At 65.5% G+C, this 23,952-nt stretch carries 18 protein-coding genes; 3 read left to right on the top strand and 15 right to left on the bottom strand.

Features of this window, described 5'->3' with window-relative positions; genetic code table 11:
• Positions 1–58: 58 nt before the first annotated feature.
• The 3 genes from ACZYGA_RS04280 to ACZYGA_RS04290 are packed head-to-tail and all read right to left on the bottom strand — an operon-like array spanning position 59 to position 5,201.
• A complete protein-coding gene (locus tag ACZYGA_RS04280) occupies positions 59–1,306 on the bottom strand; it encodes a DUF4340 domain-containing protein (protein ID WP_479398428.1) in 1,248 nt (415 codons plus the stop codon).
• Positions 1,303–4,020, bottom strand: a complete 2,718-nt coding sequence (locus ACZYGA_RS04285; protein ID WP_479398431.1) for a Gldg family protein — start codon at positions 4,018–4,020, stop codon at positions 1,303–1,305. The genes ACZYGA_RS04280 and ACZYGA_RS04285 overlap by 4 nt, the downstream gene beginning before the upstream one ends.
• Positions 4,017–5,201 carry an ABC transporter ATP-binding protein gene (locus ACZYGA_RS04290; RefSeq protein WP_479398433.1) on the bottom strand — a complete coding sequence of 395 codons (1,185 nt, stop codon included), beginning with the start codon at positions 5,199–5,201 and terminating at the stop codon, positions 4,017–4,019. The genes ACZYGA_RS04285 and ACZYGA_RS04290 overlap by 4 nt, the downstream gene beginning before the upstream one ends.
• Positions 5,202–5,410: 209 nt before the next feature.
• Here ACZYGA_RS04290 and ACZYGA_RS04295 point away from each other — a divergent pair, with 209 nt between their 5' ends.
• Positions 5,411–5,599 carry a hypothetical protein gene (locus ACZYGA_RS04295; RefSeq protein ID WP_479398435.1) on the top strand — a complete coding sequence of 63 codons (189 nt, stop codon included), beginning with the start codon at positions 5,411–5,413 and terminating at the stop codon, positions 5,597–5,599.
• Positions 5,600–5,645: 46 nt separating this feature from the next.
• Positions 5,646–6,596, top strand: a complete 951-nt coding sequence (locus tag ACZYGA_RS04300) for an AEC family transporter (RefSeq protein WP_176492989.1) — start codon at positions 5,646–5,648, stop codon at positions 6,594–6,596.
• 111 nt (positions 6,597–6,707) lie between these two features.
• On the opposite strand, the gene sixA is transcribed toward ACZYGA_RS04300, so the two are convergent.
• The 12 genes from sixA to ACZYGA_RS04360 all read right to left on the bottom strand — a co-directional run bounded on the left by sixA (position 6,708) and on the right by ACZYGA_RS04360 (position 21,701).
• Positions 6,708–7,217 (bottom strand): phosphohistidine phosphatase SixA, encoded by a 510-nt coding sequence (sixA, locus tag ACZYGA_RS04305; protein WP_077372339.1) that lies wholly within the window; start codon positions 7,215–7,217, stop codon positions 6,708–6,710.
• Positions 7,218–7,358: 141 nt separating this feature from the next.
• Complete coding sequence (locus ACZYGA_RS04310) at positions 7,359–8,486, bottom strand: NAD(P)H-dependent glycerol-3-phosphate dehydrogenase (protein ID WP_479398436.1); 1,128 nt, start codon at positions 8,484–8,486, stop codon at positions 7,359–7,361.
• Positions 8,487–8,795: 309 nt separating this feature from the next.
• A complete protein-coding gene (locus tag ACZYGA_RS04315) occupies positions 8,796–10,184 on the bottom strand; it encodes an NAD(P)(+) transhydrogenase (Re/Si-specific) subunit beta (RefSeq protein ID WP_077372333.1) in 1,389 nt (462 codons plus the stop codon).
• A complete protein-coding gene (locus ACZYGA_RS04320; protein WP_077372330.1) occupies positions 10,184–10,516 on the bottom strand; it encodes an NAD(P) transhydrogenase subunit alpha part 2 in 333 nt (110 codons plus the stop codon). Before ACZYGA_RS04320 ends, ACZYGA_RS04315 begins: the two co-directional genes overlap by 1 nt.
• A complete protein-coding gene (locus ACZYGA_RS04325) occupies positions 10,513–11,745 on the bottom strand; it encodes an NAD(P) transhydrogenase subunit alpha (protein ID WP_479398438.1) in 1,233 nt (410 codons plus the stop codon). Before ACZYGA_RS04325 ends, ACZYGA_RS04320 begins: the two co-directional genes overlap by 4 nt.
• 607 nt (positions 11,746–12,352) lie before the next feature.
• Positions 12,353–14,041 (bottom strand): protein adenylyltransferase SelO, encoded by a 1,689-nt coding sequence (locus ACZYGA_RS04330; RefSeq protein WP_479398439.1) that lies wholly within the window; start codon positions 14,039–14,041, stop codon positions 12,353–12,355.
• Complete coding sequence (locus ACZYGA_RS04335) at positions 14,034–16,127, bottom strand: AAA family ATPase (protein WP_479398441.1); 2,094 nt, start codon at positions 16,125–16,127, stop codon at positions 14,034–14,036. The genes ACZYGA_RS04330 and ACZYGA_RS04335 overlap by 8 nt, the downstream gene beginning before the upstream one ends.
• 69 nt (positions 16,128–16,196) lie before the next feature.
• Complete coding sequence (locus ACZYGA_RS04340; RefSeq protein ID WP_077372321.1) at positions 16,197–17,111, bottom strand: glucosaminidase domain-containing protein; 915 nt, start codon at positions 17,109–17,111, stop codon at positions 16,197–16,199.
• A gap of 336 nt (positions 17,112–17,447) precedes the next feature.
• Complete coding sequence (htpG, locus tag ACZYGA_RS04345) at positions 17,448–19,331, bottom strand: molecular chaperone HtpG (RefSeq protein WP_279855072.1); 1,884 nt, start codon at positions 19,329–19,331, stop codon at positions 17,448–17,450.
• A gap of 286 nt (positions 19,332–19,617) precedes the next feature.
• Positions 19,618–20,805, bottom strand: a complete 1,188-nt coding sequence (locus ACZYGA_RS04350; RefSeq protein WP_479398443.1) for a PaaI family thioesterase — start codon at positions 20,803–20,805, stop codon at positions 19,618–19,620.
• Positions 20,796–21,182 carry an MAPEG family protein gene (locus ACZYGA_RS04355; protein ID WP_077372316.1) on the bottom strand — a complete coding sequence of 129 codons (387 nt, stop codon included), beginning with the start codon at positions 21,180–21,182 and terminating at the stop codon, positions 20,796–20,798. The genes ACZYGA_RS04350 and ACZYGA_RS04355 overlap by 10 nt, the downstream gene beginning before the upstream one ends.
• 180 nt (positions 21,183–21,362) lie before the next feature.
• A complete protein-coding gene (locus tag ACZYGA_RS04360) occupies positions 21,363–21,701 on the bottom strand; it encodes a YkvA family protein (protein ID WP_240704169.1) in 339 nt (112 codons plus the stop codon).
• A 221-nt stretch (positions 21,702–21,922) separates the two neighbouring features.
• On the opposite strand from ACZYGA_RS04360, the gene ACZYGA_RS04365 reads away from it, so the two are divergent.
• Positions 21,923–23,917: a transglycosylase SLT domain-containing protein gene (locus ACZYGA_RS04365; RefSeq protein ID WP_240499570.1), complete on the top strand. Its 1,995-nt coding sequence runs from the start codon at positions 21,923–21,925 to the stop codon at positions 23,915–23,917.
• Positions 23,918–23,952: the final 35 nt, after the last annotated feature.

The raw sequence follows: 23,952 nt of genomic DNA on the forward strand, positions 1-23,952 counted from the left end.
ACAGAGCAAACGGTCGTTTGACCCAGTCTCCCAGCATGCCAGCCCCACCGCCACCACGCTACTCGCCTAATGTCTCACCTTGCGCGGCAGGCCTGTCATCCACCGTCGAAGCCACCTCTTCGTTCGCGTGGGTAGCCGCCTGCAGAGCGGCCTGAATCGCCGTTGGCGACAGTCTGCCCGCCTCGAGGCTACCGCCCGCCTCTGCCGAGCCAGCGGACACGCCAGGATGAGGCCCGGTATGGGTCTCGATGACCTTGCCCAGACCGATCAAGCGCTCGCGCAGCGCACCGTTGACCTGGATCTCCACTGCCGCGAGACGCCGTACCAGAGCCGCCGGCCAGCGCGTGCCCTCCAGGGTCAAACGCGCCCAGGGCTTGCTGCCGGAAGCGATGGACAGCGTCAGCTGCAGGTGATCATCCCGCGATGGCGGCTGGCGATACTGCCGCGCAGCGTGGGACCAGTTCAGGGTCAGCGTGACCGCCGGCTGCCAGTCCGCCTGCGCGACACGCAGGCGCAGATCGTTCTGGTTCAGGGGCGAGAGCGCCGCCATGAGGGCCTCGGCCGCTGCGCTGTCGGGGGCAAGCCCCCGCGTGTGCGGGGTATGGGATGCCTGCGGATGAGGCGCCAGACGCACCTCCACACGGCTCAGCGCGGGCGGCCCCTGCGTCTCCTGCAGCAATGCGGACAGATCCAGCACCTCGCTTGCCGCCAGGCCGCCCCGCCAGTCCGGCAAGCCGATGTCGCGAGACAGTTCCAGCACCGGCGAATCCGGCAGCGAAAGCCAGCGCACGTAACGCCCCGGCAAGGCATCAGCACCACTGCGGGCAGCCGACGGCGTGCCGCCCAGTTGCAGACTCACCTCACCATCACTGCCGGTGACATTCACTACCGGAGACTGCCCCGCCAGCCCCAGCGCCTGAAGCGCCTGGTCAGTCGCGGGCTTGCGCGTGCGCAGGCGTGCCCCGCTCAGCTGGTGCAGCAGCCCGGTCACCTTGTCCTGACGCGCCGGCCAGTTGCCCAGTGATGCCAGCTGCCAATCCCCCTTCGGGTCTCGCGTCAGACTCAGCCAGTCCTGCGCCTCATCGGGATGGCGACGAATGCCGATTCTCTGCGCCGTCGCGGCGACATGCGACAACGCCGGCAGCGGTGTCAGGATGGCGCTTGAGGCCTCGCCCTCCTGAAGCGGAGCGCCTGGCCCGGCATCCGGAAACGAGCCCGACTCACGCGGGCCGAGCGTCAGAGCCCCGATCGCCAGCAACGAGGCCAGTGCTGTCAGCGCCCATCCGGCGCGATTGAAGCGACTCATGCGTCATCTCCCCTGCGGCGCTCGCCGCGATGATCCTCAGCGGCTCGGTCAGACGTGCTGGATGAGTCCGGTCTGCCGGATGCCGACGCCGTCTCGGCGCTGGTGGACGCGGACAGTCCCCCGCCACCGAGGCGATGACGACCGGGCTGACGATGGCCGGACAGTCGCCCGGCAGGGCGATAGCCCGCTCGACGGCTCGCGTGATAGCGCCGCCAGCAGATCAGCTCACCCAACAGGCCCAGCAACACCGGCAGCGCCAGCAAGGTCCAGAGACGAAGCCTGCGACGCAGGTCATCACGCTCGGCATTCGCCGCGCGCTGCTGGCGCGCGAGTGCGCTCTCGAACGCCTGTTGCATGTCATCCAGTGCCGTTCGCTGGCGTGCCGCCTCCGCCTTGTCGGCCACCGGGGCAGCCCCCAGTGCACTCAGGCGCGACTGCCAGTCATTGCGCAGACGGGTTTCCTCGGCCGCCTGGCGATCCGCCAGCTGATGCAGTCGCGTCAACTCGCGCACCTGATGGGCACCGGCACGCAGCGCCACCAGCTCCGGGCTGCCCGCCAGCACATCCACCGCGTTCTCCAGCCAACGGGCATTGGCATTCAGCTCGCGCTCACTGCCGTCCGCCGCGCTGCGCCGCCACAGGCGATCACTGGCCATGTCGACATCGCTGACCACCAGGAGCTGGCCCTCACGCCCGTCTTCATGCCCGTCGTCACGCGCTCCCTGACTCACTGGCGCCGGCCAGTGGGTCAGCACCGCCAGCCCCCCCTCCTCGACGCCCTGGCCAGACAGGCCGGACAACGGCCGCGGGTCCATGCGGTTGGCGTACACCTTGTCGGCCGGCAGCAGGCGCGTGGTGTCGGCCCCTCGGATCAGCCACTGCCGCGAGGTCGCTGCCGGTGTCTCCGCCGTCTCCTCACGCGGGGCCAGCCAACCGGCGCTGGACATCACCAGCTGATCGACATTCTGGTTCAGCAAGGCATCCGACAGACGGTCCGGGCCGATGCCAAGCAGCGTCGGACTGAGGGCGCGCGTGCCGTCCAGCAGACCGATCGGCAAGGCAAGTCGGGTGTCCGCCACCACCTCGCCGGCACGTGACTCAAGTCCTGCATAGTCCAGCAAGGCGCTCAGAGCCTCAGAAGCCGGGGCTGGCTGATCGAGCATCTCGGGGAGCGGGTCCAGCATCATCAGCACTCGCCCACCACGATCCAGATAGTCACGGATCGCCGTCAGCGTCTCAGTCGGCAACAGGCGCGGGGCGATCACCAGCAGCGCATCCTGATCGCCGATAGGGCGCGCCGGGTCATCCCCGCCGGACAGCCAGTCGATGCGCAGGCGGGCATTGAGACGTTCCATCAGCCCCCAGCTGCCCAGTGCCCGGCCCTGCTCCATGCTCGGCTGACCCATCACCGGCAGGCTGGAGATCACGCCCAGACGGGGTGGCTGGGTGCGCGAGACTTCCTGGATCTGACGCGCGACCTGCGCTTCCAGTCCGCCGAGATCGGAGGCCTTGAGCATCGGGATCGCACGGCGCTCGGAATAGGGGCCATCGATGATCAGACCGAACAGCATTCTTTCACCGCCAGGCAGCGAAAGCGCCGTGAGTCCCTGGGCCTCGAGGTCCGTGAAATCGGCACTGTCCGGCTGCGGGTCCACCCGCTTCAGGCGCACCTGAGGCTCACGCGCGAAGGCGCCCAGACGCGTCTCGATACGTGTCGCCAGCTCCCGCAGCTGCGGGAGGTCCGCGGCAAAGCGCTCGCTGTAGGCGAAGGTCAGCGTCACGGGGGATGTCAGCCGCGACAGCAGCTCCCGGCTGGCAGGGCTCAGGCTGTGCTGACGGGTATCGGTGAGGTCATGCGCCGTGATCAGCGGATTGGACGCGTTCGGGGATACCATGGCGGGCAGACGCTGGGCGGCCAGCAGCACGGCCGTGACACTTGATGCCACGGCCAGGGCGACCAGCCACTGGGGCGCCTGCCGACGCGTGTTGCGCTCCTGCTTGAGGCCACGCACCTGCAGCACCAGACCGGCCAGGGTCAACGACAGGAAGTAGCCGACATCCAGCAGCGCGGGGCGCCCTTCGCTGAAGGGCGTGAGATGGGCCGGCAGACTGATCAGATCCAGCAGCTGCACCCAGTGTGGCGCCAGATGACGCGCCAGCTGAGCAGTCACCGCCGGCGTGCCCGGCAGCATCAACGCCAGCCCCAGCACCAGCGCCCCCAGCCAGGCCGAGAGCGCCGAGGGCGCACGGACCGCCAGCGCCTGACCGAGACTTGCCAGTGCCATCACCAACAGCGCCATGCCAAGATACCCGCTGAGCACAAGGCCGAGATCGGGATCGCCCAGCCAGTGGATCAGCACCAGCAACGGTGCCGTCATCGCCAGGCCCAGCCAGCCCAGCACACAGGCGCTTACCAGGCGGGCGCCCGCCAGCCGCCATGGACCAAGCCCGAGCCCTGACAGCCATTCAAGCAGGCCATTGGCGCGCTCTTCCGGCCAGCCACGCAGGGCCAGCAACGGTGTCCATAGCACCAGCAGCCATGGCAATACCTGCCACAGCGCTCCCAGGTCCGCACGATCACGTGCCAGAAGATCACCGACCTCGAAGGCCCCCAGCGGGGCCAGCACCGCCATCACCACCAGCAGAGACCAGCTGGCCCCCTGGGTCATTGCCTGATGCAGGTCACGCCGCACCAGCGCCATCATCGCCCTCATGACGATACCTCCTGATCCGCATCCAGGGGGCGCTTCACGCGCGGCAATGGCGCGGGCTGCTCGGCCATGCGCGCCACCAGTTGACGGAATGCCACCTCGATGTCCCCCCGCTCATGCACGCACTCATCGAGCCGTATCTGCATGTAGCTGCACCACCGCGCCAGCGCGGAGCGCGGGTCCTGCCCGGGCCTGCCCACCAGTCGATAGGCCGGGTCCGCCATCAGGCGTCGCCCTGAGCGGGACACTCGCTCGGCGCCCTCGGGCGACACGGCGGTGATGGCCGCGACACCGGGCAGCCGCGAGACGCTGGCCAGTTCCAGCTCGCTGAGTTCACGGCTCAGGATCACCCGCCACACCGGCAGGGGCGACGTGCCGCCATGAGCGGCACCGAGTCGCTCACGATAGGCACTGGGCACCGCCTCGCTGACGGACAGGGCCGCCAGCGCCGCCGGCGTGTCATCAAAGCCCAGCTGGCCGTTGGCCATGACCAGCACGCGATCACAGATGCGCGGCACCTCTTCCAGCAGATGAGTGGAGACGACGATCAGACGCTCGCGCCCCAGCTCACGTATGAAGGCGCGCACGCTGTCCTTCTGCAGCGGGTCCAATCCATCGGTGGGCTCATCCAGCAGCAGGATGTCAGGGTCATGGGTCAGCGCCATCGCCAGTGCCACGCGCCGGCGATAGCCTTTGGATAACACGGCGCACAATTGATTGGCGAACGGCGTGATGTCGAGGCGATCCATCAAGGCAGGCAGGCGCTCCTTGCGAGTCCTGCGCGACAGACCATGCAGGCCCGCGACGCACTCGAGCGTCTCGCGCACGGTAAGCTGCGGCCACAGTGGTGCCCCTTCCGGCAGATAGCCGATCCGTCGCTTCAGGCGATTGAGCTGACGCTGACCGGCTCGCCCATCGAAGGCCTCTCCCTCGAGCGACAGTTCGCCATCGGTTGCCGCCAGGGTGCCTGCCAGCATGCGCAGACTGGTGGTCTTGCCGGCGCCATTGGGTCCCAGCAGGCCGATCACTTCGCCGCGAAAGGCCTTGAAGGAAAGTCCGGACACGGCCTGGTGAAGGCCGAATTGACGCCCCAGCCCCCGGCTTGCCAGCAGTGGCACAGGCGCAGGCTGATGGGGCAAGGGCACGGAAGACGATGCGGCAGAGGTCGCGTATGGGTCCTGCAAGTTACCCGCTCCTTGTGATGATGTGGGGCCTGCGCCCGAAAGATTGCAGCACAGGGTAAGCGGACAGCCTGCGCTCGCCAAGCCGGGCGCGCGCCTTCCAGTCTGCTGCGCTGCAAAATCCTGATATGCTGGCGCTATTCTGCCGCAAGGCGAGGCGCCGGATATCCGTGAGGCGCCGGGACCGCGCGCTCACCCTTCCAGGAGTTCCCATGCCCGATCCGCACGTCAACTCGCCCTCTTCCGGCTCCCGTTCGAACGCCTCACCGACACCCGAGGAGCTGGAGTCTTCCACGGACAAGCGCTCGACCAGGCGCCCGCAGCGTGACACACGCCTGCGCAATCGCCTGTTCTGGGCACTGCTGGCGGCAGCATTGATCACCGGCTTCTGGCTGATCTGAGGGCGGACTGACATGAGCGAGAGACTGACATGAGCGAGAGACTGGAATGAACGACATGCTGGCGCTGTTCGTCGCGACACTCAACATCACCGTGCCGGTCTTCGCGATGGTATTTCTGGGACTGGGTCTCAAGCGTCTCGGCTGGATCGATGACACCTTCATCGGCACCGCCTCTTCCCTGGTCTTCAAGGGCACCATGCCCGCACTGGTGTTTCTGTCCATCGTGCGAGCGGACCTCGATCACGCCCTGCGCCCCGGCATGCTGCTCTACTTCGCCTGCGCCACGCTTGGGACCTTCCTGCTGCTGTGGGGCTGGGCCATCTGGCGCATTCCGCTGAAGGAGCGCGGCGAGATCGTCCAGGGGGCGTTTCGTGGCAACTGTGCCATCGTCGGGCTGGCACTGGCAGCCAACCTCTATGGCGATCTCGGCCTGTCGATGGGCGGCATCCTGATGGGCGTCGTCATCCTGTCCTACAACATGCTGTCAGTGGTGGTGCTATCGAGTTATCTGGGCGATGGCCGCACCAGCTGGAGTGCCATCGCGCGCGGCATCATCACCAACCCGCTGATTCTCGGTGTCCTGGCGGCGCTGCCCTTCGCGGCGTTCAGCTGGCAGCTGCCCCAGTGGCTGGAAACCTCCGGTGACTACTTCGCGCGCATGACGTTGCCGCTGGCGCTGATCTGCATCGGCGGCACCCTCTCGATGCGCTCACTGCGTGAAGGCCGCCAGCTGGCGCTGAGTGCCAGCCTGATGAAAATGGTCAGCGTGCCACTGGTGGCCACGGCCTTCGCCGTGCTGCTGGGCTTTCGCGGCACGGAACTTGGCGTGCTGTTCCTGTTCTTCGCCTCACCGACGGCGGCGGCAAGCTTCGTGATGGTGCGGGCCATGGGCGGCAATGATCGCCTCGCCGCCAACATCATCGCCATCAGTACCCTGATGGCCGCGCTCACCATCACCCTGGGCATCTTCCTCCTCAAGCTGAGCGGATTGGTCTAGCACCTTTCGGATGACGCAACGCAAGCGCCCCCGACAGCGAATGGCTGACGGGGGCGCTTGCGTCTGAAGCTCATGTCCCGGTCCCGGTCCCGGGCACGCGCCTGCGCGTGTTCAGTCAAGCTCCGCCGGGCTGACGAAGTGGTGCAGGTCCGCCAGACCTGCCGCCCAGATATCGGCATCCAGCCACGCCAGACTCGCGGTGGCAAAGGCCAGCTGAGTGCTGCCGGGGCCATCCACCAGCGCACTGGCTAGGCTCGACACCAACGGGTTGTGGCTGATGATCAGCCAGTCACGCGGCTCACGCGCCTCGCTGCAGGGCGGGACGTGGGTCTGCAGCCAATCCAGCACCGGCGTGAGCGGGTCATCCGGGGTGATGATTTCCAGAGTCGTCTGTTGCTCACCGGCAAGCTTGAGCGCCGAGGAGACTTCCTGCGCCGTCTGCTGGGCACGGGTGAAGGGGCTGACGACGAGGGTCAGACGGGCACGGCGTTCCGCGGGCAACTGATGCGCCAGCCATTGCCCCATGCGGCGGGCTTCTTCACGCCCTCGAGCGCTCAATTCCCTGCTGGCGTCCGGCGAGCCGGAGCTTGCCTCCCCGTGACGCATGATCAATACACTCATGGCTTTCTCCTGAAGGGTGACTACCGCGCGGGACGAAGATCCGCCTCCGGCGGTCGATGACAGTGCTCGCACGGCCGGAGCGCCGAGCGAGGAACGGGATGGCACCACTCAGCCGATGCCACCCCATGGAATTGAGAGTCTTCAGGAGCCATCAGGTTCCAATTGACGCGCCTGCTTGACGGACTCGCGCGACAGCACGAATTCCACATCCGTGGATTGCTCACCGCCCATCAGGGCGCGGGCCATGTGGTGAGGATCGACATCCTCGAAGAGCACCTTGGCCATGCCATTCACCAGCGGCATGTAGATCTCCAGACGCTCTGACTCATCCTGCACCAGTCGCACCGTATTGACACCTTCCGCGACCTGCCCCAGCACCTCCACGGCCTGATCCAGAGTACGCCCCTCCCCGAGGGCGTAGCCGACCCGGTAGTTGCGCGACAATGGCGACGAGCAGGTGACGATGAGATCCCCCACGCCGGCCAGGCCGAGGAAGGTCATCGGATTGGCACCTTTGGCCACGGCGAAACGGCTCATCTCGGCCAGCGCCCGCGTCATCAGCATGGCGCGGGTGTTCTCCCCCATGCCCAGGGCCGCCGCCATGCCCGCGGCGATGGCGTAGATATTCTTCAGCGCCCCGCCCAGCTCCACCCCGTAGCGATCATTGCTGGCATAGACCCGGAAGTAATCACAGCCGAAGGCCGTCTGCACGCGTGCGCGGGTGAAGGGGTCATCCGAGGCGATCACCGTCGCGGTCAGCTGACGCTGAGCGATCTCACTGGCCAGATTGGGGCCGGAGAGCACGCCGATGTGGGAGAAGCCGGTTTCCTCTTCCAGCACCTCGCTCATCAGGGTGAAGCCTTCGCTCTCGATCCCCTTGGTGGTCGCGACCAGAATCTGCTCCTCGCGCAGATGCGGCCGCGCTTGACGCACCACACTGCGAAACGCCTTGGAGGGAATCGCCACGCACACCAGTTCCGCCTCCTTGAGGGCCTCTGCCATGTCGGTGGTGGCCCGCACGGCCGAGTTGATGACGAAATCCGGCAGATAGCCCGAATTGCGGTGCTCGGTGTTGACCTCTTCGGCCTGGCTTGCATCACGCATCCACTGGATGACATTGGCACCATTGTCGGCGGCGATCGAGGCGATCGCGGTGCCGAAGCTGCCGCCGCCCAGCACACAGACATTCAAGCCGGCTGCCTGCGGTGCACTTTCCGAAAGCTCGCGATCACGGATGGCGCGACGAGGAGCGGGTGAAGAGGCAGACATGAAGACTCCTGGTAGTGGCGTAAGAAGGAGAAAGAAACGCGGATTCGGCAACTGTCGCGCATTGTACCTCTAGTCAGTGCCTGTCGTCGGCACCTGTCGGGCTGCCCTCGCAAGCCAAAGCCTGCGTGGGCGATGACATCCTGACAGTGGTGGCGATGACGTCATATTCAACTCTCCTTGATGAGAGATGGCGAACACGAAAACGCCGGCAACTCTCAAGGCAGGAGCCCCGGAAGTTGCCGGCGTCGTCACGAAGGCCGATGGCCATCGCGTCTTGCATCAGGCAGCGATCACCGCCCGGCAGTCAGTTCAGAGTGTCTTGAGCGCCGTGATCATGTCGCCCACCACCTTCTGACCATCGCCATAGACCATGCGCGTGTGGTCCAGATAGAACAGGTGATTCTCGACACCCGAGAAGCCTGCTCCCTGGCCACGCTTGATCACCAGCACGTTGCGTGACTGATCGGCATTGAGGATCGGCATGCCGTACAGCGGGCTAGAGGGATCGTTCTTGGCGACCGGATTGACCACGTCATTGGCGCCGATGACCAGCGTCACGTCGGTGTTCTCGAAGTCGTTGTTGATCTCGTCCAGGTCCGCGATCATGTCGTAGGGCACCCCGGCTTCCGCCAGCAGCACGTTCATATGGCCCGGCATGCGACCGGCGACCGGGTGGATCGCGAAGCGCACTTCCACTCCACGCTCGCCCAGCAGCTCGACCATCTCCCAGACCTTGTGCTGCGCCTGGGCCACCGCCAGACCATAGCCCGGCACGATGATGACGCGCTCGGCGAAGGCCAGCTGCACGGCAGCGTCCATCGGATCAGAAGCCTTCATGCTGCCTTCGATCTCGCCCTGCTCCGCGCCGCTTGCGCCACCGAACTGCTTGAACAGCACGTTGCGGATCGGTCGGTTCATCGCCTTGGCCATCAGCTGGGTCAGCAGCGTACCCGCCGCCCCGACCACGGTACCGGCGATGATCATCGCGGCATTGCCCAGCACGAAACCTTCCATTGCCACCGCAAGTCCCGTCAGCGCATTGAACAGCGAGATGATCACCGGCATGTCCGCGCCACCGATGGGCAGTGCCAGCATGGCGCCGAACAGCAGTGCCAGCACGAAGAATACGATCACCAGCGAGCTTGACGGCTCCACCGCCGCGATCACCACCCCGAGATAGATCGCCAGGCCCAGCACGATCATGTTGATCAGCTGCTGATTCTGGAAATGGACAGCCTTCTTGATGCGCCCGTCCAGCTTAGCCCAGGCGATGATGGAACCGGAGAAGGCCACCGCACCGATCAAGGCGCCGAGCACGCCCAGCCACAGGGCCAGCGAGCCGTGCTGCTCGATCAGTCCCGGGTTGTCGCTCATGCGCATCAGCTCGACCGCGGCGATCGCCGCCGCCGCGCCGCCGCCCATGCCGTTGTAGATGGCGATCATCTGCGGCATGTCGGTCATCGCGACCTTCTTGCCCGAGTACCAGGCAATGCCGCCACCGATCACGATGGCCAGCAGCATCAGCCCGTAGCGCCCGTCAATCTGCGGGTGCAGGAAGGTCAGCAGCGTGGCCACGACCATCGCGATCCCGGCCCAGTGGATGCCGCTGCGCGCCGTGGTGGGGTGCGACATGCGCTTGAGGCCCAGAATGAAGACCACCGCCGCGGCGAAATATCCTGTTTCGACCAGCCAGTTCATCAGCGAGCCTCCTTGTCGTTGATGGCGTTGGCCGCGTCAGCGCCCTTGCTGCGATCACTGGCCTTGAACATTTCCAACATCCGCTCGGTGACGACGTAGCCGCCCACCGCATTCCCCGCACCCAGCAGCACGGCGATGAAGCCGATGAACTGCTGCATGCCGGTCTCGGCCTGGCCGAGGGCGATCATCGCCCCGACCAGCACGATGCCATGGATGAAGTTGGAACCGGACATCAGCGGCGTATGCAGGATCACCGGTACCCGGGAGATGACCTCGTAGCCGACGAAGGCCGCCAGCATCAGGATGTATATGGCTGAGAGTCCTTCGATCATGCGGCGTCCTCCGCGCGAGCGCGTACGTCATCGTGGGTGATGCGACCCGCTTCGGTCAGGCGCATCGGGCCGAGTACCGCATCCTCGAAGTCCAGCGACAGTTCGCCATCCTTCATGAAGGGTGTCAGCAGGTTGAAGAGATTCTTGGCGTACATCTCGCTGGCATTGACCGACAGGCTGGAGGCCATGTCCAGCGGGCCGAGCACCGTGACGCCGCCATGTTCGACCCGGGCACCGGGCTGGGTCAGCTCACAGTTGCCGCCCCCTTCCGCCGCCAGATCCACCAGCACGGCGCCGGGCTTCATGCCCTCGACCATCTCGCGGCTGATGATGCGCGGCGACGGACGCCCCGGAATCGCCGCGGTGGAGATCACCACATGGGCATCGCCCATGTGACGCGCCAGTGCCTCGGCCTGCTGGGCGCGCTCCTCATCGGTCAGCTCACGGGCGTAACCGCCCTCACCGGAGGCATCAACACCGGTATCGATCATCTTGGCCCCCAGCGACTCGACCTGCTCACGGGCGGCTGCGCGAATGTCATAGGCCCAGACCTGCGCGCCGAGACGCTTGGCGGTGGCGATGGCCTGCAGCCCCGCGACACCGGCCCCGACCACCACGACACGTGCCGGACGCACGGTGCCGGCAGCGGTGGTCAGCATCGGGAAGAATACCGAGGACTCGTTGGCCGCCAGCAGTGCGGCATGATAGCCGGCCACGGCGGCCTGGGAGGACAGGGCATCCATGCTCTGGGCACGCGAGATGCGCGGCACGAACTCCATGCACAGGCTGGTCAGCCCGCGCTGGGCAAGCGTCTGGATCAATTGCGGATTCTGATACGGCGTCATCAGGGCCACGATGACCGCGCCCTCACGGAAGTCGTTGATCTGGGACTCGCTGGGCGTACGCACGCAGAGGATGAGGTCCGCCGCGGCACGTGCCGCCGGGATGTCCTGCTCGGCGACGATGGCGACTCCGGCCTGCTCGGCATAGGCGACATCATCGAAGTGCGCATGGCGCCCGGCGCCGCTCTCCACGTGCACGATGGCGTCGCCGGAGTCAGCGATGGCGCTGTCCAGATGACGCGCCAGCTTGCCGGCCGTCACCGGGTCCAGCGCGACACGACATTCTCCGCGCGCCAGGGTGGGGTCTGCGCTGCCCTGCTGTCCGTCTGCGGCCTGCGAGACAGTATCGGGCGCACGCATTTCACGCACGACAAGAATATTCAGCATCGCGCACCTCGTTTCACATCCATGTTCATGCCAGAGGCTGCCAGCCTTGAAAGGTTCATGGCGTCGTTCCTGTTGAGCGCTGATTCGCGTCATCCCTGCCTGCCCGATGCGCTTTCAGCGACGTTATTGTCTGTCACAGGTGAGGCGTGCCGGAATCGCAAGCCGCGGGTCACGCACGGCCAAGAGGCCTGACATCCCCTGTGACACGATGAGTGTCCAGTATCAGTCTTTTCTCGTCGGTGTATCAGGGTCAAGCGCTGCATTGCAAAAAAGGCAATAAAATCAATCATAAAGCTAACGTTATGCGCGACATAACAGTGAGCTTATGCCTGAACGACACTCCACATCTCGCCAAGCGACTGATTTCCAATGAGTTTGTGAATCAGGCCCTTCCAAGAATAGCTCAGCTTTGTGTTATGCATCGCATAATCTCGAGCTTATGGCTGTTGCCGCCATTGCCACGGGAAACGGGATGCCACCGAAGCAGCCTCCCCTCGTGATGGCGCCGAGGTGAGTACCAGTGCATGATCCCGGCATTGCGCCCAGCGGATGCTCGGCCAGCGCTTGCACTGTCAGAAAGCGGTCCAGCCCTCTCGCCAGGCGCGGCTCAGGAAGAGCAGCTCATGCAGATCGGCGCGGCATTCGCCGCCGGCGGGCGTGTCCAGTCATCGACGAGTTCCGCCTCGACACCCTGCGCCTGACCGAGTGCCTGCGCCGCCTCGAGACTGCCCTCTTCAGGACGATGGAACGGAGCACTCAGGCGCTCACGGAACGCTTCGAGCGTCGTGTCATCGCCCTGCTCGACCCGCGCGATCACTTCCAGCAACAGATGCGTGCGCGGCACGTAGAGCGGGTTCACACCCAGCATGGCGAGGCGCCGCTGGCGCTCATCATCGGCGGAGAGCCCGATGGCCATGACACGTGTCTGATAGCGTGCAAGCCAGGCCGAGGCTTCATCGCGCGCCTGTGCCGAATTGCCGTGCGGCCCACGCTCGCCCGCCAGGCGCACGACCAGCGCTTCCGGCGCGGCCTGCGTGACATCCCAATGGCTGAGCAGACGATAGGCGTGGGTGTGATCCACCTTGCCGGCCGCCAGCAGCTCACGCCATTGCTGCACCAGTGTCATGTCCTCATCCCGAGAATCCGGCAGCCCGAGACGCGCGCGCATCAGGCGAGCATATTCGCGCTGCAACTCGCCTTCATAGGCGCCCAGCGCGGCGGAGAGCGCTTCCACATCGATCAGCGGGGACAGCGCAATCCCGAGGCGCTCCAGGTTCCAGAGCCCGATGCCCGGCTGCTGGGCAAACCCATAGCGCCCGGCCTGGTCGGTATGGTTGGGGATCAGATTCTCTTCGTAGCCATCGAGGAAGGCATAGGGGCCATAATCGAAGGTCAGCCCCAACAGCGACATGTTGTCGGTGTTCATCACGGCATGCACGAAGCCATACGCCTGCCAGGCCGCGATCAGCTTCGCGGTGCGAGTGATCACTGTCTCGAACATCAAAAGCGCGGCGGCGATGCGCGTCTCATCCGCCAGCGGCGCGCTGGGCGCTTCACCTGCGCGCGATGCCCCTTTCTCCGTGTCGGGCAGACACTCAGGGAAGTGCTCCCGCAGGGCGTGGTCGATCAACGTCTTGAGGTCGGCGTGACGGCCGGAGTGCGCCAGCCACTCGAAATGTCCGAAGCGCAGATGACTCTCGCAGACCCGCAGCACGGTGGCACCGGGCTCGAGCGTCTCGCGCTGGACCTGCTCGGCATTCACCGCCAATGCCAGCGCGCGACTGGTCGGGATGCCCAGCGCCGCCATGTACTCACTGGCCAGATACTCGCGCACGCTGGAGCGCACCACCGCCTGCCCATCACCGAAGCGGGAATATGGCGTACGCCCGGCTCCCTTGAGATGCAGGTCGAAGACGCTGCCGTTCTCGGTCTGAAGCTCACCGAGCAGCATGCCGCGCCCATCGCCCAGCTGCGGGTTGTAATGACCGAACTGGTGCCCGGTGTACTTCTGGGCCAGCGCGTCCATGCCCGGCAGCAGGCGCTCCCCCGCCATCAGCAGGCGAAGTGACTCGCGATCCTCCCGGCTTGACGCCATTTCCGCCACCAGCGAGTCCAGGCCCAGCAGCCGGGCGCAGTCAGGACTCACATCGGCCAGGCGAGTGCCTTGACGTGGCTGCGGCGCAACACGACTGAAGAAGTGCTCCGGCAGACGGGCGTAGCGGTTGTTGAAGCTCAATGACATCAGATCAGGCACGTTATCTCCGACAGCCAGGCTGTCTTCGCTGGATTCATTCATCGGAAAGCGGGTCGCGCAGACGCGGGGGCGTGACGACCCCATCCGGGGATTCACGGGAGCCACGCTCCTCGTCACGGCCAGCCCCAGGGGCTGTCGCGGGAGGCGCTTCAGGGGTCAACAGGCTACGCAGCCCCCCTGGCGGACGCCCCGGCGGCAACTGGCTGGCCATGTCATACAGCTTGCGCGCCGTGCTGTCCCTGTGCGCCTGACGCTCCAGCGCCTGGAGGCCGTCGTCGTGACGAGGCCGGGTCTGCACGTCGGGGGCCAGCTCGGCACCGGTCTGTCGGTGCTCGGCGGCGGCCCGAGTCGGTCGCACTGGTTCGTCGACGGCCTGATGAGCCCGCTTGAGCATCAGACGCTTGCGGGGCGTCAGGGCCAGCTCGGCCAGCCGCGCACGCCCCCACCAGGGGTGAGGGGCACGGCTGCCATGGGCAGCCCCCGCCGCCTGCCCCCCCGCGGCCGGACGCCACATCGCCAGCATCTCGGCGGATAGTTCCTGGATCAGAGGGAAGCGCTCACTCTCGGCCTGCGCCTGCCACCAGTGGCTCAGCCGCTCGTTGAGCACCAGCAGCTGTCGTGCCCGCGTGGCTGCGGTGTAGGTCAGATTGGTGACCAGCACCTGATTGGCAAGCTGCTGTCGTTCACCGGGCAACATCAGGTCATCCGCCAGCACGACGCAATCGAACTCCAGGCCCTTGGCGCGGAAGACGGTCCCGAGCATGACGCAAGGCAGCGTGACGGTCTGGTCGGCCAGGATGGCGGCCTGCAGATCACCATCCTGCCTGCGCAACTCACCGATCCATTGATCCAGCGGCGCCTGCGCGTACCAGGAAGCCAGCTCGTGCAGGCTGCGCGCCTGATGATCATCGAGACGCGCGAGAGCCCCCAGCACCTGTGCCGGGGTCTGGCCAAGCCGCGTCAGTGTTGGCGGCAACTGACGCCACCATTGCTGCTGCTCGTGCCTGTCGCCCTGCTCCGCCAGCTGGTGGCAGCGCCACAGGCGCCAGTGGTCCAGCAGACCCGCCAGTGGATAGCCTTCGATGCCGTCCAGCCATGCCACCGCGATGCCACGCTGATGCAGTGCCAGCGCTTCACCCAGCGCCGCGATGGGCCCGGCACTGATCACGGCATGTCGCGCGCCGGCGGTCAGCAAGGCCTCACGCACACCCGGTGCCGCCAGACGCGTGGCAGGCCCGAGACCGCTCATGGCCTGCTCACGCGAGGTCGGGGAACAGGCCGCCAGACGCGTTCCCAGCGCGGCCAATGACGGCCCGAATCGCCAGGCCCCCGGCAGGGAGTAGACGGTGGCATCGCCAAGCAGCGGCGAATCCAGCGAGCTCAGTCCCTCGGCCTGGCGTGCCAGGCTCTGGTGTGGGTCGCCGATCAGCAGCAGATCACAGCGCTGGCGTCTCAGCATGGCCAGCAGCGCCGGCGTGGCGTCCTGGGCCTCATCCAGCATGACCAGATCGGCATCGAGCGACTGACCATGCTGGGACCACAGCTTGAGCAAGGCATTGAAGGACAGCGCCTGCTGATGGTCCGCCGGGTCCAGCAGGCACTCCCACACCAGTCGCATGCTCTCGACCAGCTGGCGCAGCTCATTGGCGCTCAAGCGGTCGGCGCAGCCCTCCGGCAGATGCTCCGGCATGGGCACGGCATCACTCAGCGTGAAGAAGGTATTGAGTCCCTGGGCGATCAGGCTGCGCGACTGACTGGACAGGCTGCCCAGCCAGTTGAGGCTCTGGGGCGACAGTCTGCGCGTGATGTCCGGCTGCCGCTTGAGCTTGTCGCCGTACTCTTCCTGCAGCGCCTGACGCGCCAGCTGGTGCAACGACAGGGACTGGACATTGGCCGGCAGCTGGCTGGCCGTACGTCCCGCGACCGCCGGGTTGAGTGAGGTATAGATGAGGATCTCATCGGCATAGGTCCGCGCCAGCTCCACCATCAGGACGGTCTTGCCGCTGCCGGCACAGGCTCGCACCACCACGCAATCGCTGTTCTCGGCACTGGTGGCCGGCGTGCGATCGCGCAGTCGCGAGGGAAAGGGGTGGGCGAGAATCCGCCGTTGATCATTGCTCAGATGCATCGGGGCATGATCCCTTCTGTCAGACCGTGGGACAAGCGATTCACGCAGGACGATATCCAGCACCAGGGCTCACGACAAGACACCATTGGCCGCCAGGCGCTCACGCACGGTACGGATCAGGCCGCGATTCCAGCGCAACAGCTCATTGAGCGTCGCGAAGTAGGCCTCGCCCCGGGTCGAATAGGCGCCCAGCATCGGGATGAGATCCTCGGCGCGCACCCGTTCACCGGCATTGCGCAGGCGGGCCCGCAGCTGGCGCATCCTGGCATAACGCGGGTTGGCATTGAGGTTCTGGTAATAGGCGGCCAGCCCCGCCTCCAGACTCTCGAAGCGCTGATATTCACGCCCTGCTCGGCCGGTACCGCAGCCGGAGGTGAAGCAGCGCATGCCGAACAGATTGTTGGCGTTGCGGGCGTGACCGGACGTCCCCCAGCCGGACTCCTCGATGGCCTGTACCATTACCATGTCCAGTGGCAGGGTATCGATGCTCGCCAGCAGGTCGTCCCAGGGAATGCCGATGTCCGCGGCGCTGACGCTGCAGCGCTGCTGCGCCTGTTCGCACAGGGCATTCAATCGCTCCTGCTCACGCTCGCTGTAGTCTCTGCCGGCCTCGCCTGCTCGCCGACGCATCGCCTGCAGCCAGTCACGTTGTTCCGAAAGACGCTGATTCTGGGCCACCACCAGCGGGATCATCAGCTCGAAGAAGGCGACCTTGCGTGGATTGCCGGCAGCAAGGACACGCAGGTCCGGCATCTGATGGGTGGTGTCCCTGACCAGCAGCTCGTCATCCAGGCGTGCCGCCTCGGCGACCGAGCACACGGCCATCACCACCATCAAAAGGCAGAGGCCGGATCGACGTTGCATGCGTGACCTGGCAAAACGGCGCAGGAGTCGCTCGCCGGCGGCCAGCAGGCCACGAGCCATCGCGAGAGGCTGCAGGGACTGACGGCGGTTCGGGAGTCGACAGGAAAGCAGGTAGGTCATGCGCGGCGCTCATGTGATGAGACATGTGATGAGAATGGACACATCCAAGACGCATAATCACTGGCAGCGTATCTCATGAGGCTGCATGAAACCCCAAAAATGCCGTCTGGAGAAGCCCATCTCATCGCCAGCGACACGAAAGACTGACAGGCTGACAGGCACGGTTGCTGAAATACACGATGCCTGAAACACACGATGCCTGAAACGCACGATGCCTGAAACGCACGATGCCCCCGCAGCCGAGGCTGCGGGGGCATCACGTCAAGCATGACCGGTCACGAACGACCTGTCACGACGGGCATTCGAGCCTCCACGTGACGTGTTCGGTCAGTCGCCTCAGGCGCTGAGCATGCCGTTCAGGCGACGCACGTAGGCGGCCGGGTCTTCCAGCGCGCCACCTTCGGCGATGATGGCCTGATCGAGCAGCACGTGAGCGAGGTCGGTGAAGTAGTCGCCTTCGCCGCCTTCCAGACGCGAGACCAGGGCGTGCTCCGGGTTCAGCTCGAGAATCGGCTTCACTTCCGGCAGCGGCTGGCCAGCGGCTTCCATCATCTTGCGCATCTGGTAGCCCATCTCGTGCTCCGGCAGCACCACGCAGGCCGGGGAATCGGTCAGACGGTGCGTGATACGCACTTCCTGAACGCTATCAGACAGCGCTTCCTTGACACGCTTGACCAGATCTTCCTTGGCCTTGGCAGTCTCTTCCTGGGCCTTCTTCTCTTCCTCGTTCTCGACATCGCCGAGATCGAGATCGCCCTTGGCGACGTCGGCGAAGGACTTGCCGTCGAACTCGGTGAGGTGGCTCATCAGCCACTCATCGATACGGTCGGTCAGCAGCAGAACCTCGATGCCCTTCTTGCGGAAGATCTCGAGATGCGGGCTGGACTTGGCGGCGTTGAAGCTGTCGGCGACCAGATAGTAGATCTTGCTCTGACCTTCCTTCATGCGCTCGACGTACTGGGCCAGCGACTGATCCTGAGTGGCGCTGTCAGTATGCGTGGTGGAGAAGCGCAGCAGCTCGGCGATCTTCTCGCGGTTGGCGTAGTCCTCCGCCGGGCCTTCCTTGAGCACGGAGCCGAACTGGTTCCAGAAGGTCTGGTACTGCTCGGGGTCCTTGGCCAGCTTCTTGAGCATGTCCAGGCCACGCTTGGTCAGCGCGGACTTGAGCTTGTCGACCTGCGGGTCCTGCTGCAGCAGCTCACGCGAGACGTTCAAGGACAGGTCATTGGTGTCCAGCACGCCCTTGATGAAGCGCAGGTACAGCGGCAGGAACTGTTCGGCGTCATCCATGATGAAGACGCGCTGCACGTAGAGTTTCAGGCCACGCGCGGCATCACGCTGGTAGAGGTCGAACGGCGCACGACCCGGCACGAACAGCAGGCTGGTGTACTCGAGCTTGCCCTCGACCTTGTTGTGGCTCCAGCTGAGCGGGTCGGAGAAGTCGTGAGAGACGTGCTTGTAGAAGTTCTTGTACTCCTCGTCGCTGACCTCGGACTTGGAGCGCACCCACAGCGCAGTGGCGGAGTTGGCGGTTTCCCAGTGGATCTGCTCGTTGCCTTCCTCGTCCTTCTCGACACGCTGCATGCGCACCGGCAGTTCGATGTGATCGGAGTACTTGGTGACCAGATTGCGCAGGCGATGCTCATCGGCGAACTCGAGGGCATCGTCCTTGAGGTGCAGCACGATCTCGGTACCGCGCTCGGCGCGCTCGATGTCCGCCACGCTGAACTCGCCCTCGCCACGGGACTTCCACTCGACACCCTGGTCGGCATCGAGGTCGGCGCGACGGGTGCGCACGGTGATCTCGTCGGCGACGATGAAGCCGGAATAGAAGCCGACACCGAACTGACCGATCAGACGCGAATCCTTCTGCTGGTCACCTGACAGGTTCTTCATGAACTCGGCGGTACCGGAGCGCGCGATGGTGCCCAGATTGGCCACCACGTCATCGCGGCTCATGCCGATGCCGTTGTCACGCAGGGTGATGGTCTTCGCGTCGGCATCGTGCTCGATCTCGATGCGCAGCTCGCTGTCGTTGCCGTAAAGGGCATCGTTGTCCAGCGCCTGGTAGCGCAGCTTGTCGCAGGCATCCGCGGCATTGGAGACCAGCTCGCGCAGGAAGATCTCGCGGTTGGAGTACAGCGAGTGGATCATGAGGTGAAGCAGCTGCTTCACTTCTGTCTGGAAGCCATGCGTTTCGGTGTGGGTGGCGGTGGTCATCGTGAAGGACCCCTCTATGTCTGTGCCTGATGTGGAAACCGGCGGCAACCTGCGTCACCGCTGCAAGGTGGTGGCGAAGGCTCGCCCGTCATTCTCGGGGACGGGTCGAGTCACGCTCTCGTGGACCAGATATGGGGCAAGGATGAACGATTTCAAGGCACTAGAGGCAGCATATTGCGCTCGGCGTCGCGCTGATTCCTTCAGCAGGTTCCGTCAGGCCAGGCGTGAGACGACAGGGCACCCGCGCGGGGTGCCCTGAGGTGTCGCTGACGAAGGTGGCTGAGGATCAGGCCTCTTGTTCTCTTGCCAGAGGTTCCAGCACGAAATGCATGCGCGCACTGGCGACCGGCCGTTGACTGGAGTGCTGCCAAGCACTGACGCGCACGTTGGCCATGCGCCGCCCCTCGCGCAGCACCTCACAATCGATGCGCGTGACACTCTCACCCCGCGCCGTGGCCAGATAATCGATGGAGAAATCGATCAACTTGGGCAGACGCGCCTGACGCCCTCCACGGCCATTCAAGCGCAGCACCTCGAGCGTGGCGGCCGTCTCCATCGCGGCCGCCAGCACGCCTCCATGCACGGCGGGCAACATGGGGTTGCCGACGTTCTCGGGCATGGCGGCCATCGCATAGCGAAGCGGGGTGGTCGGCAGCGGGTCATCCTCTGCCAACGAGGAGGGCGCCAGGGAGCACAGGCCCAGTCCGATGGCTCTGGCGTAGGGCAGGCTTGCCAGCAGGTCGGCAAGATCCCCTCGGGTGCGCTGGCCTTCGACGAAACGCCGGGCATGCTGCAGCCCGTCCCCCGGACGGCTGACGACCGGCTGCGACACGGCAGGGAGCGCCTCGTCGTCAGCGGTCTTCTGCGGGCCATCGATGACAGAGCCGGCCGCCCCGGCCGATGGGCGACCCTGCGCGGCGGCCATCAGCGCCTCGCCAAATCCCGGAGGCGTATTGCGCGCCCCCAGGCGAACGAAGTTGCCGATGGCGCGACACAGAAGCTTGCCCGGTTGCTGCCAGATCTGCGCTTCGGTGAAGACCATCGACTCGGTGACACGCAGGACGCGTGCCTCGCCGATCAACGCCATGCCTTCCACCCCGGGACGATAATGATCGAGACGCAGATCCAGCGTCGGGCAGACTTCCGGACGCTCAAGGCCCGTCAGGACGGCACTGCCGCACAGAGTGTCGGCGAACATCGTCAGTACACCGCCGTGCACCAGGTGGCGATGCGGGTCCCCCACCAGTGCCGCCTGCCAGGGTAACGTCATGCGCACGGCCGGCGCGGCGACCTCATCGACACTGACCTGCAATCTCGCGGTATGCGGAATGAAGCTCACGAACCCCGTCAGCGCCCTCACCCAGCTGGCGTCATCCAGCCCTCCTCCCGCCGCCGGCACGTCAGCGCGATTGACGGCCAGCCCCAGCAGACTGTGCGGCCCGTCTTTCGTCGCCTCCGACGCCGTCACATCCATAGCGGCATCGCGATCAGCGCGAGGGAGACCAGATAGCCGACGCCCCACAGCAGGGAGCGCAAGAGCGCGATATTCGCCAGATAGCAGCCCCAGTACCCCAGACGCGCCAGCACGAAGATCACCGCCAGAGTGGTGGCGATCGGCGCGCCGGGCGCGACGATGACACTCACCAGCACCCCGGCGGCAAACAGCGGGAACGCCTCGTTGCTGTTCTGATGCGCGGCGAGCGCACGCGCCCCGAAGCCCGTGAGTTCGCGCTGCTGCGCGCGGGGGTCATGGTTGTCATAGCGTCCGGTACGTTGCTGGGCCCAGGCGACGGGCGCCTTGGTCAGCACCAGCATCAGCGCCGCGAAAAGCAGACAGGCATAGATCAGCATGCAGGATTTCCTCGAGACTCGTCATGAAAGGCATCGTCCGCCAGGGCGCGTGTGCATGTCACCGGCACGACGCGGTTCAAACTGGTGTTTGATGATCCCTCACGAGCATGACAGGTGATCCTCATCGCCGCCATGCGGCCAATGGGCAGTGCCTTGGCATCGCATGGTCAGCCAGCGCCGTCAGGGCGCCGAGGGATCGGAAGGCTCGGAGTCGGGGACCTCGCCGCGCCACAGGCGATAGTCGGCCAGCGCATCATCGAGCTTGCCGAGCAACCAGGTCACGATCACCAGATCATCCAGAATCCCCAGCCCCACCAGCATGTCGGGGATCAGGTCCAGCGGCGAGACCAGATAGAGCAACGCACCTGCGGCCAGTCCCAGCGCCTTCCACGGCACCGGGCGATAACGTCCACTGATCACGTCACGGCACAGCGGAACGAGTGTACGCAATGCCGCTCCGGCCTTGCCCAATACGTGTCGGCGACCAAACAGGCGGGTCAACCACATTGCCTTGCCCATGGGAACACTCCTCGTACATTGCCTGTATCGCAGGTATTGCATGTATTGTGACTGTCAGCATCCATCGACACTGTCATTCCTCGTCATCGGCTGCCACGATAGCCCTCAATGGGTGCTATCTCTGCAACCCCTGATACACGACATCGGGGCACTGGGGCGTCTACGCAAGATGCGGGCGACGCCTCAGCCCTCTTCACCTCGTTCATCGCAGGAGTCTCCAGGTGACACTAGGCAAGTTCGTTCCCCCATCGGGCCGCGGCGCCCGCGCCATGCGCCGCTTCACATCGTTGCGCCATTTGACAAGCCTGGGTCTGCTGCTGGGCCTCAGCCTGCCGCTGCAAGCGGCCACTCCCAGTGATCAGAGCTTCCGCGCTGCGCTGGAGGATGCCCGAGCCAAGCGCTTCCAGGATATCCAGCAGGTCGCCGTCAACGGCCATGTGCTGGAAGGCTATATCGAATATCACCAGCTCAAGGCACGCCTGCCCTACGCAACGCCGGCGGAAGTCCTGTCCTTCATGGAGCGTCACGCCGATTCCCCCCTGGCGGAGTGGATGCGCGGCCAGGCCATCTCGGCCTACGGGCGCACCGGACGCCATGACGCTCTGCTAGAGGTCAGCGATGGCGTGCCGGCCGGCGCCAGCCGTCAGTGCCATTACTACACGGCACAGCTGAACAATGATTTCGCCAGCGCCTCGCAAGGCGGCCTGAAACTCTGGCATGTCTCGGGCTCGCAGGATTCCGCCTGTGACCCGCTGTTCTCGACGCTGCGCGAACGTGGCGTGATCGATGATCAGGCCGTCTGGGAACGCATGATGCTCGCCTGGGCCGCCGGTCAGGGCAGCATGGTCAGCTACCTGGAACGCCAGCTGTCGGGCAACTGGCAGCAGGCCATCGCCGCACGTGAGCAGCTGGATGGCAACTTTGCCGCCATTACCCGGATTCCGACCGATCTGGGTCACGGTGGGCATGCCTTTGCCGCGCTCAGTGTCGCTGCCATGCATGGCTTCGTGCGCGCGGATACCGAGGCAGCCCTGGAGGCCTGGCGCAAGGTCAGCCCGCACATGCCGCTGAGCGATGAGCAGCGTCATGAGGTCGAGCGTGATCTGGCCTGGTATTCCCTGGTACGTGACATTCCCAACAACCAGGGCTGGGTGGATGAGCGCCTGGCCATGCTCGATGATGAGGAGCTGTTCGACCTGCGCATGCGCAATGCCATTCGCGATGGCGCCTGGGGCGAGGTACGCGAATGGGTCCTCAAGATGCCGGAACGCTTCAGTGGCGAAGCCCGGTATCAGTACTGGCTGGGCCGTGCGGATGACAGCCTGGGACGCCGGGATGAGGCACGTGCCGCCTGGGCACGCGCCAGTGGCGAACGCAACTTCTATGGTTTCCTCGCCTCGGACCGGATCGGCAAGGCCTATTCGCTCAATCGCGATGACCAGACCTTCGATGATGCGCAACTGGCAGAGATTGCCCGCACCCCGGCCGTCAGGCGTGTCAGGGCGCTGATGGAGATCGATGAGATCGGTCTGGCGCGTTCGGAATGGTTCAATGCCGTGAGCCAGGCCGATGACGCCGGCGCGCGTCGCCTGGCGGCTTACGCCCTCAAGCAGCAGTGGTATGACCTGACCGTGTTCGCGACCATTCGCGGCAAGCTGTGGGATGGCCTGTCCTGGCGCTTCCCGCCCGCCTGGCAGCAGGACTTCCAGCGCTATGGGGCCAACGCCGGCGTGGACCCCTGGATGCTGATGGCACTGGCGCGTCGCGAGAGTGCCTTCAATCCTACCGCCACCTCGCCCGTGGGTGCCCGTGGGCTGATGCAGCTGATGCCGGGCACGGCGGCCAAGGTCAGTCGTGACCTGGGGCTTGCCACGCCCAGCCATGCCGCGCTCGGTGACCCGGACACCAACATCCGCCTCGGCAGCACCTATATCCGCGAGATGCTGGACCGCTACTCCGGCAATCGCCTTGCGGCAGCGGCGGCCTACAACGCAGGCCCGGGCCGCGTGGATCGCTGGCTGGCCGATACCCCGCGCGAATATGACCGCTTCGTCGAGCGCATTCCCTTCAAGGAAACCCGTGAGTACGTCAAGGCAGTACTGGCGTATCGCGTCATCTTCGAGTCGCTGGCCAAGGGCACGAGCGACGGCGTCAGAGTGGTCAGTGAGCGCGAGGTCAATCAGCCCTACACCACCGCGCTGGTGGACCGCCGCTGAAGAGAATCATGCCGAACGTCCAGCGCACGCGCTGA

It is taken from the genome of Cobetia sp. BL01, assembly GCF_056493605.1.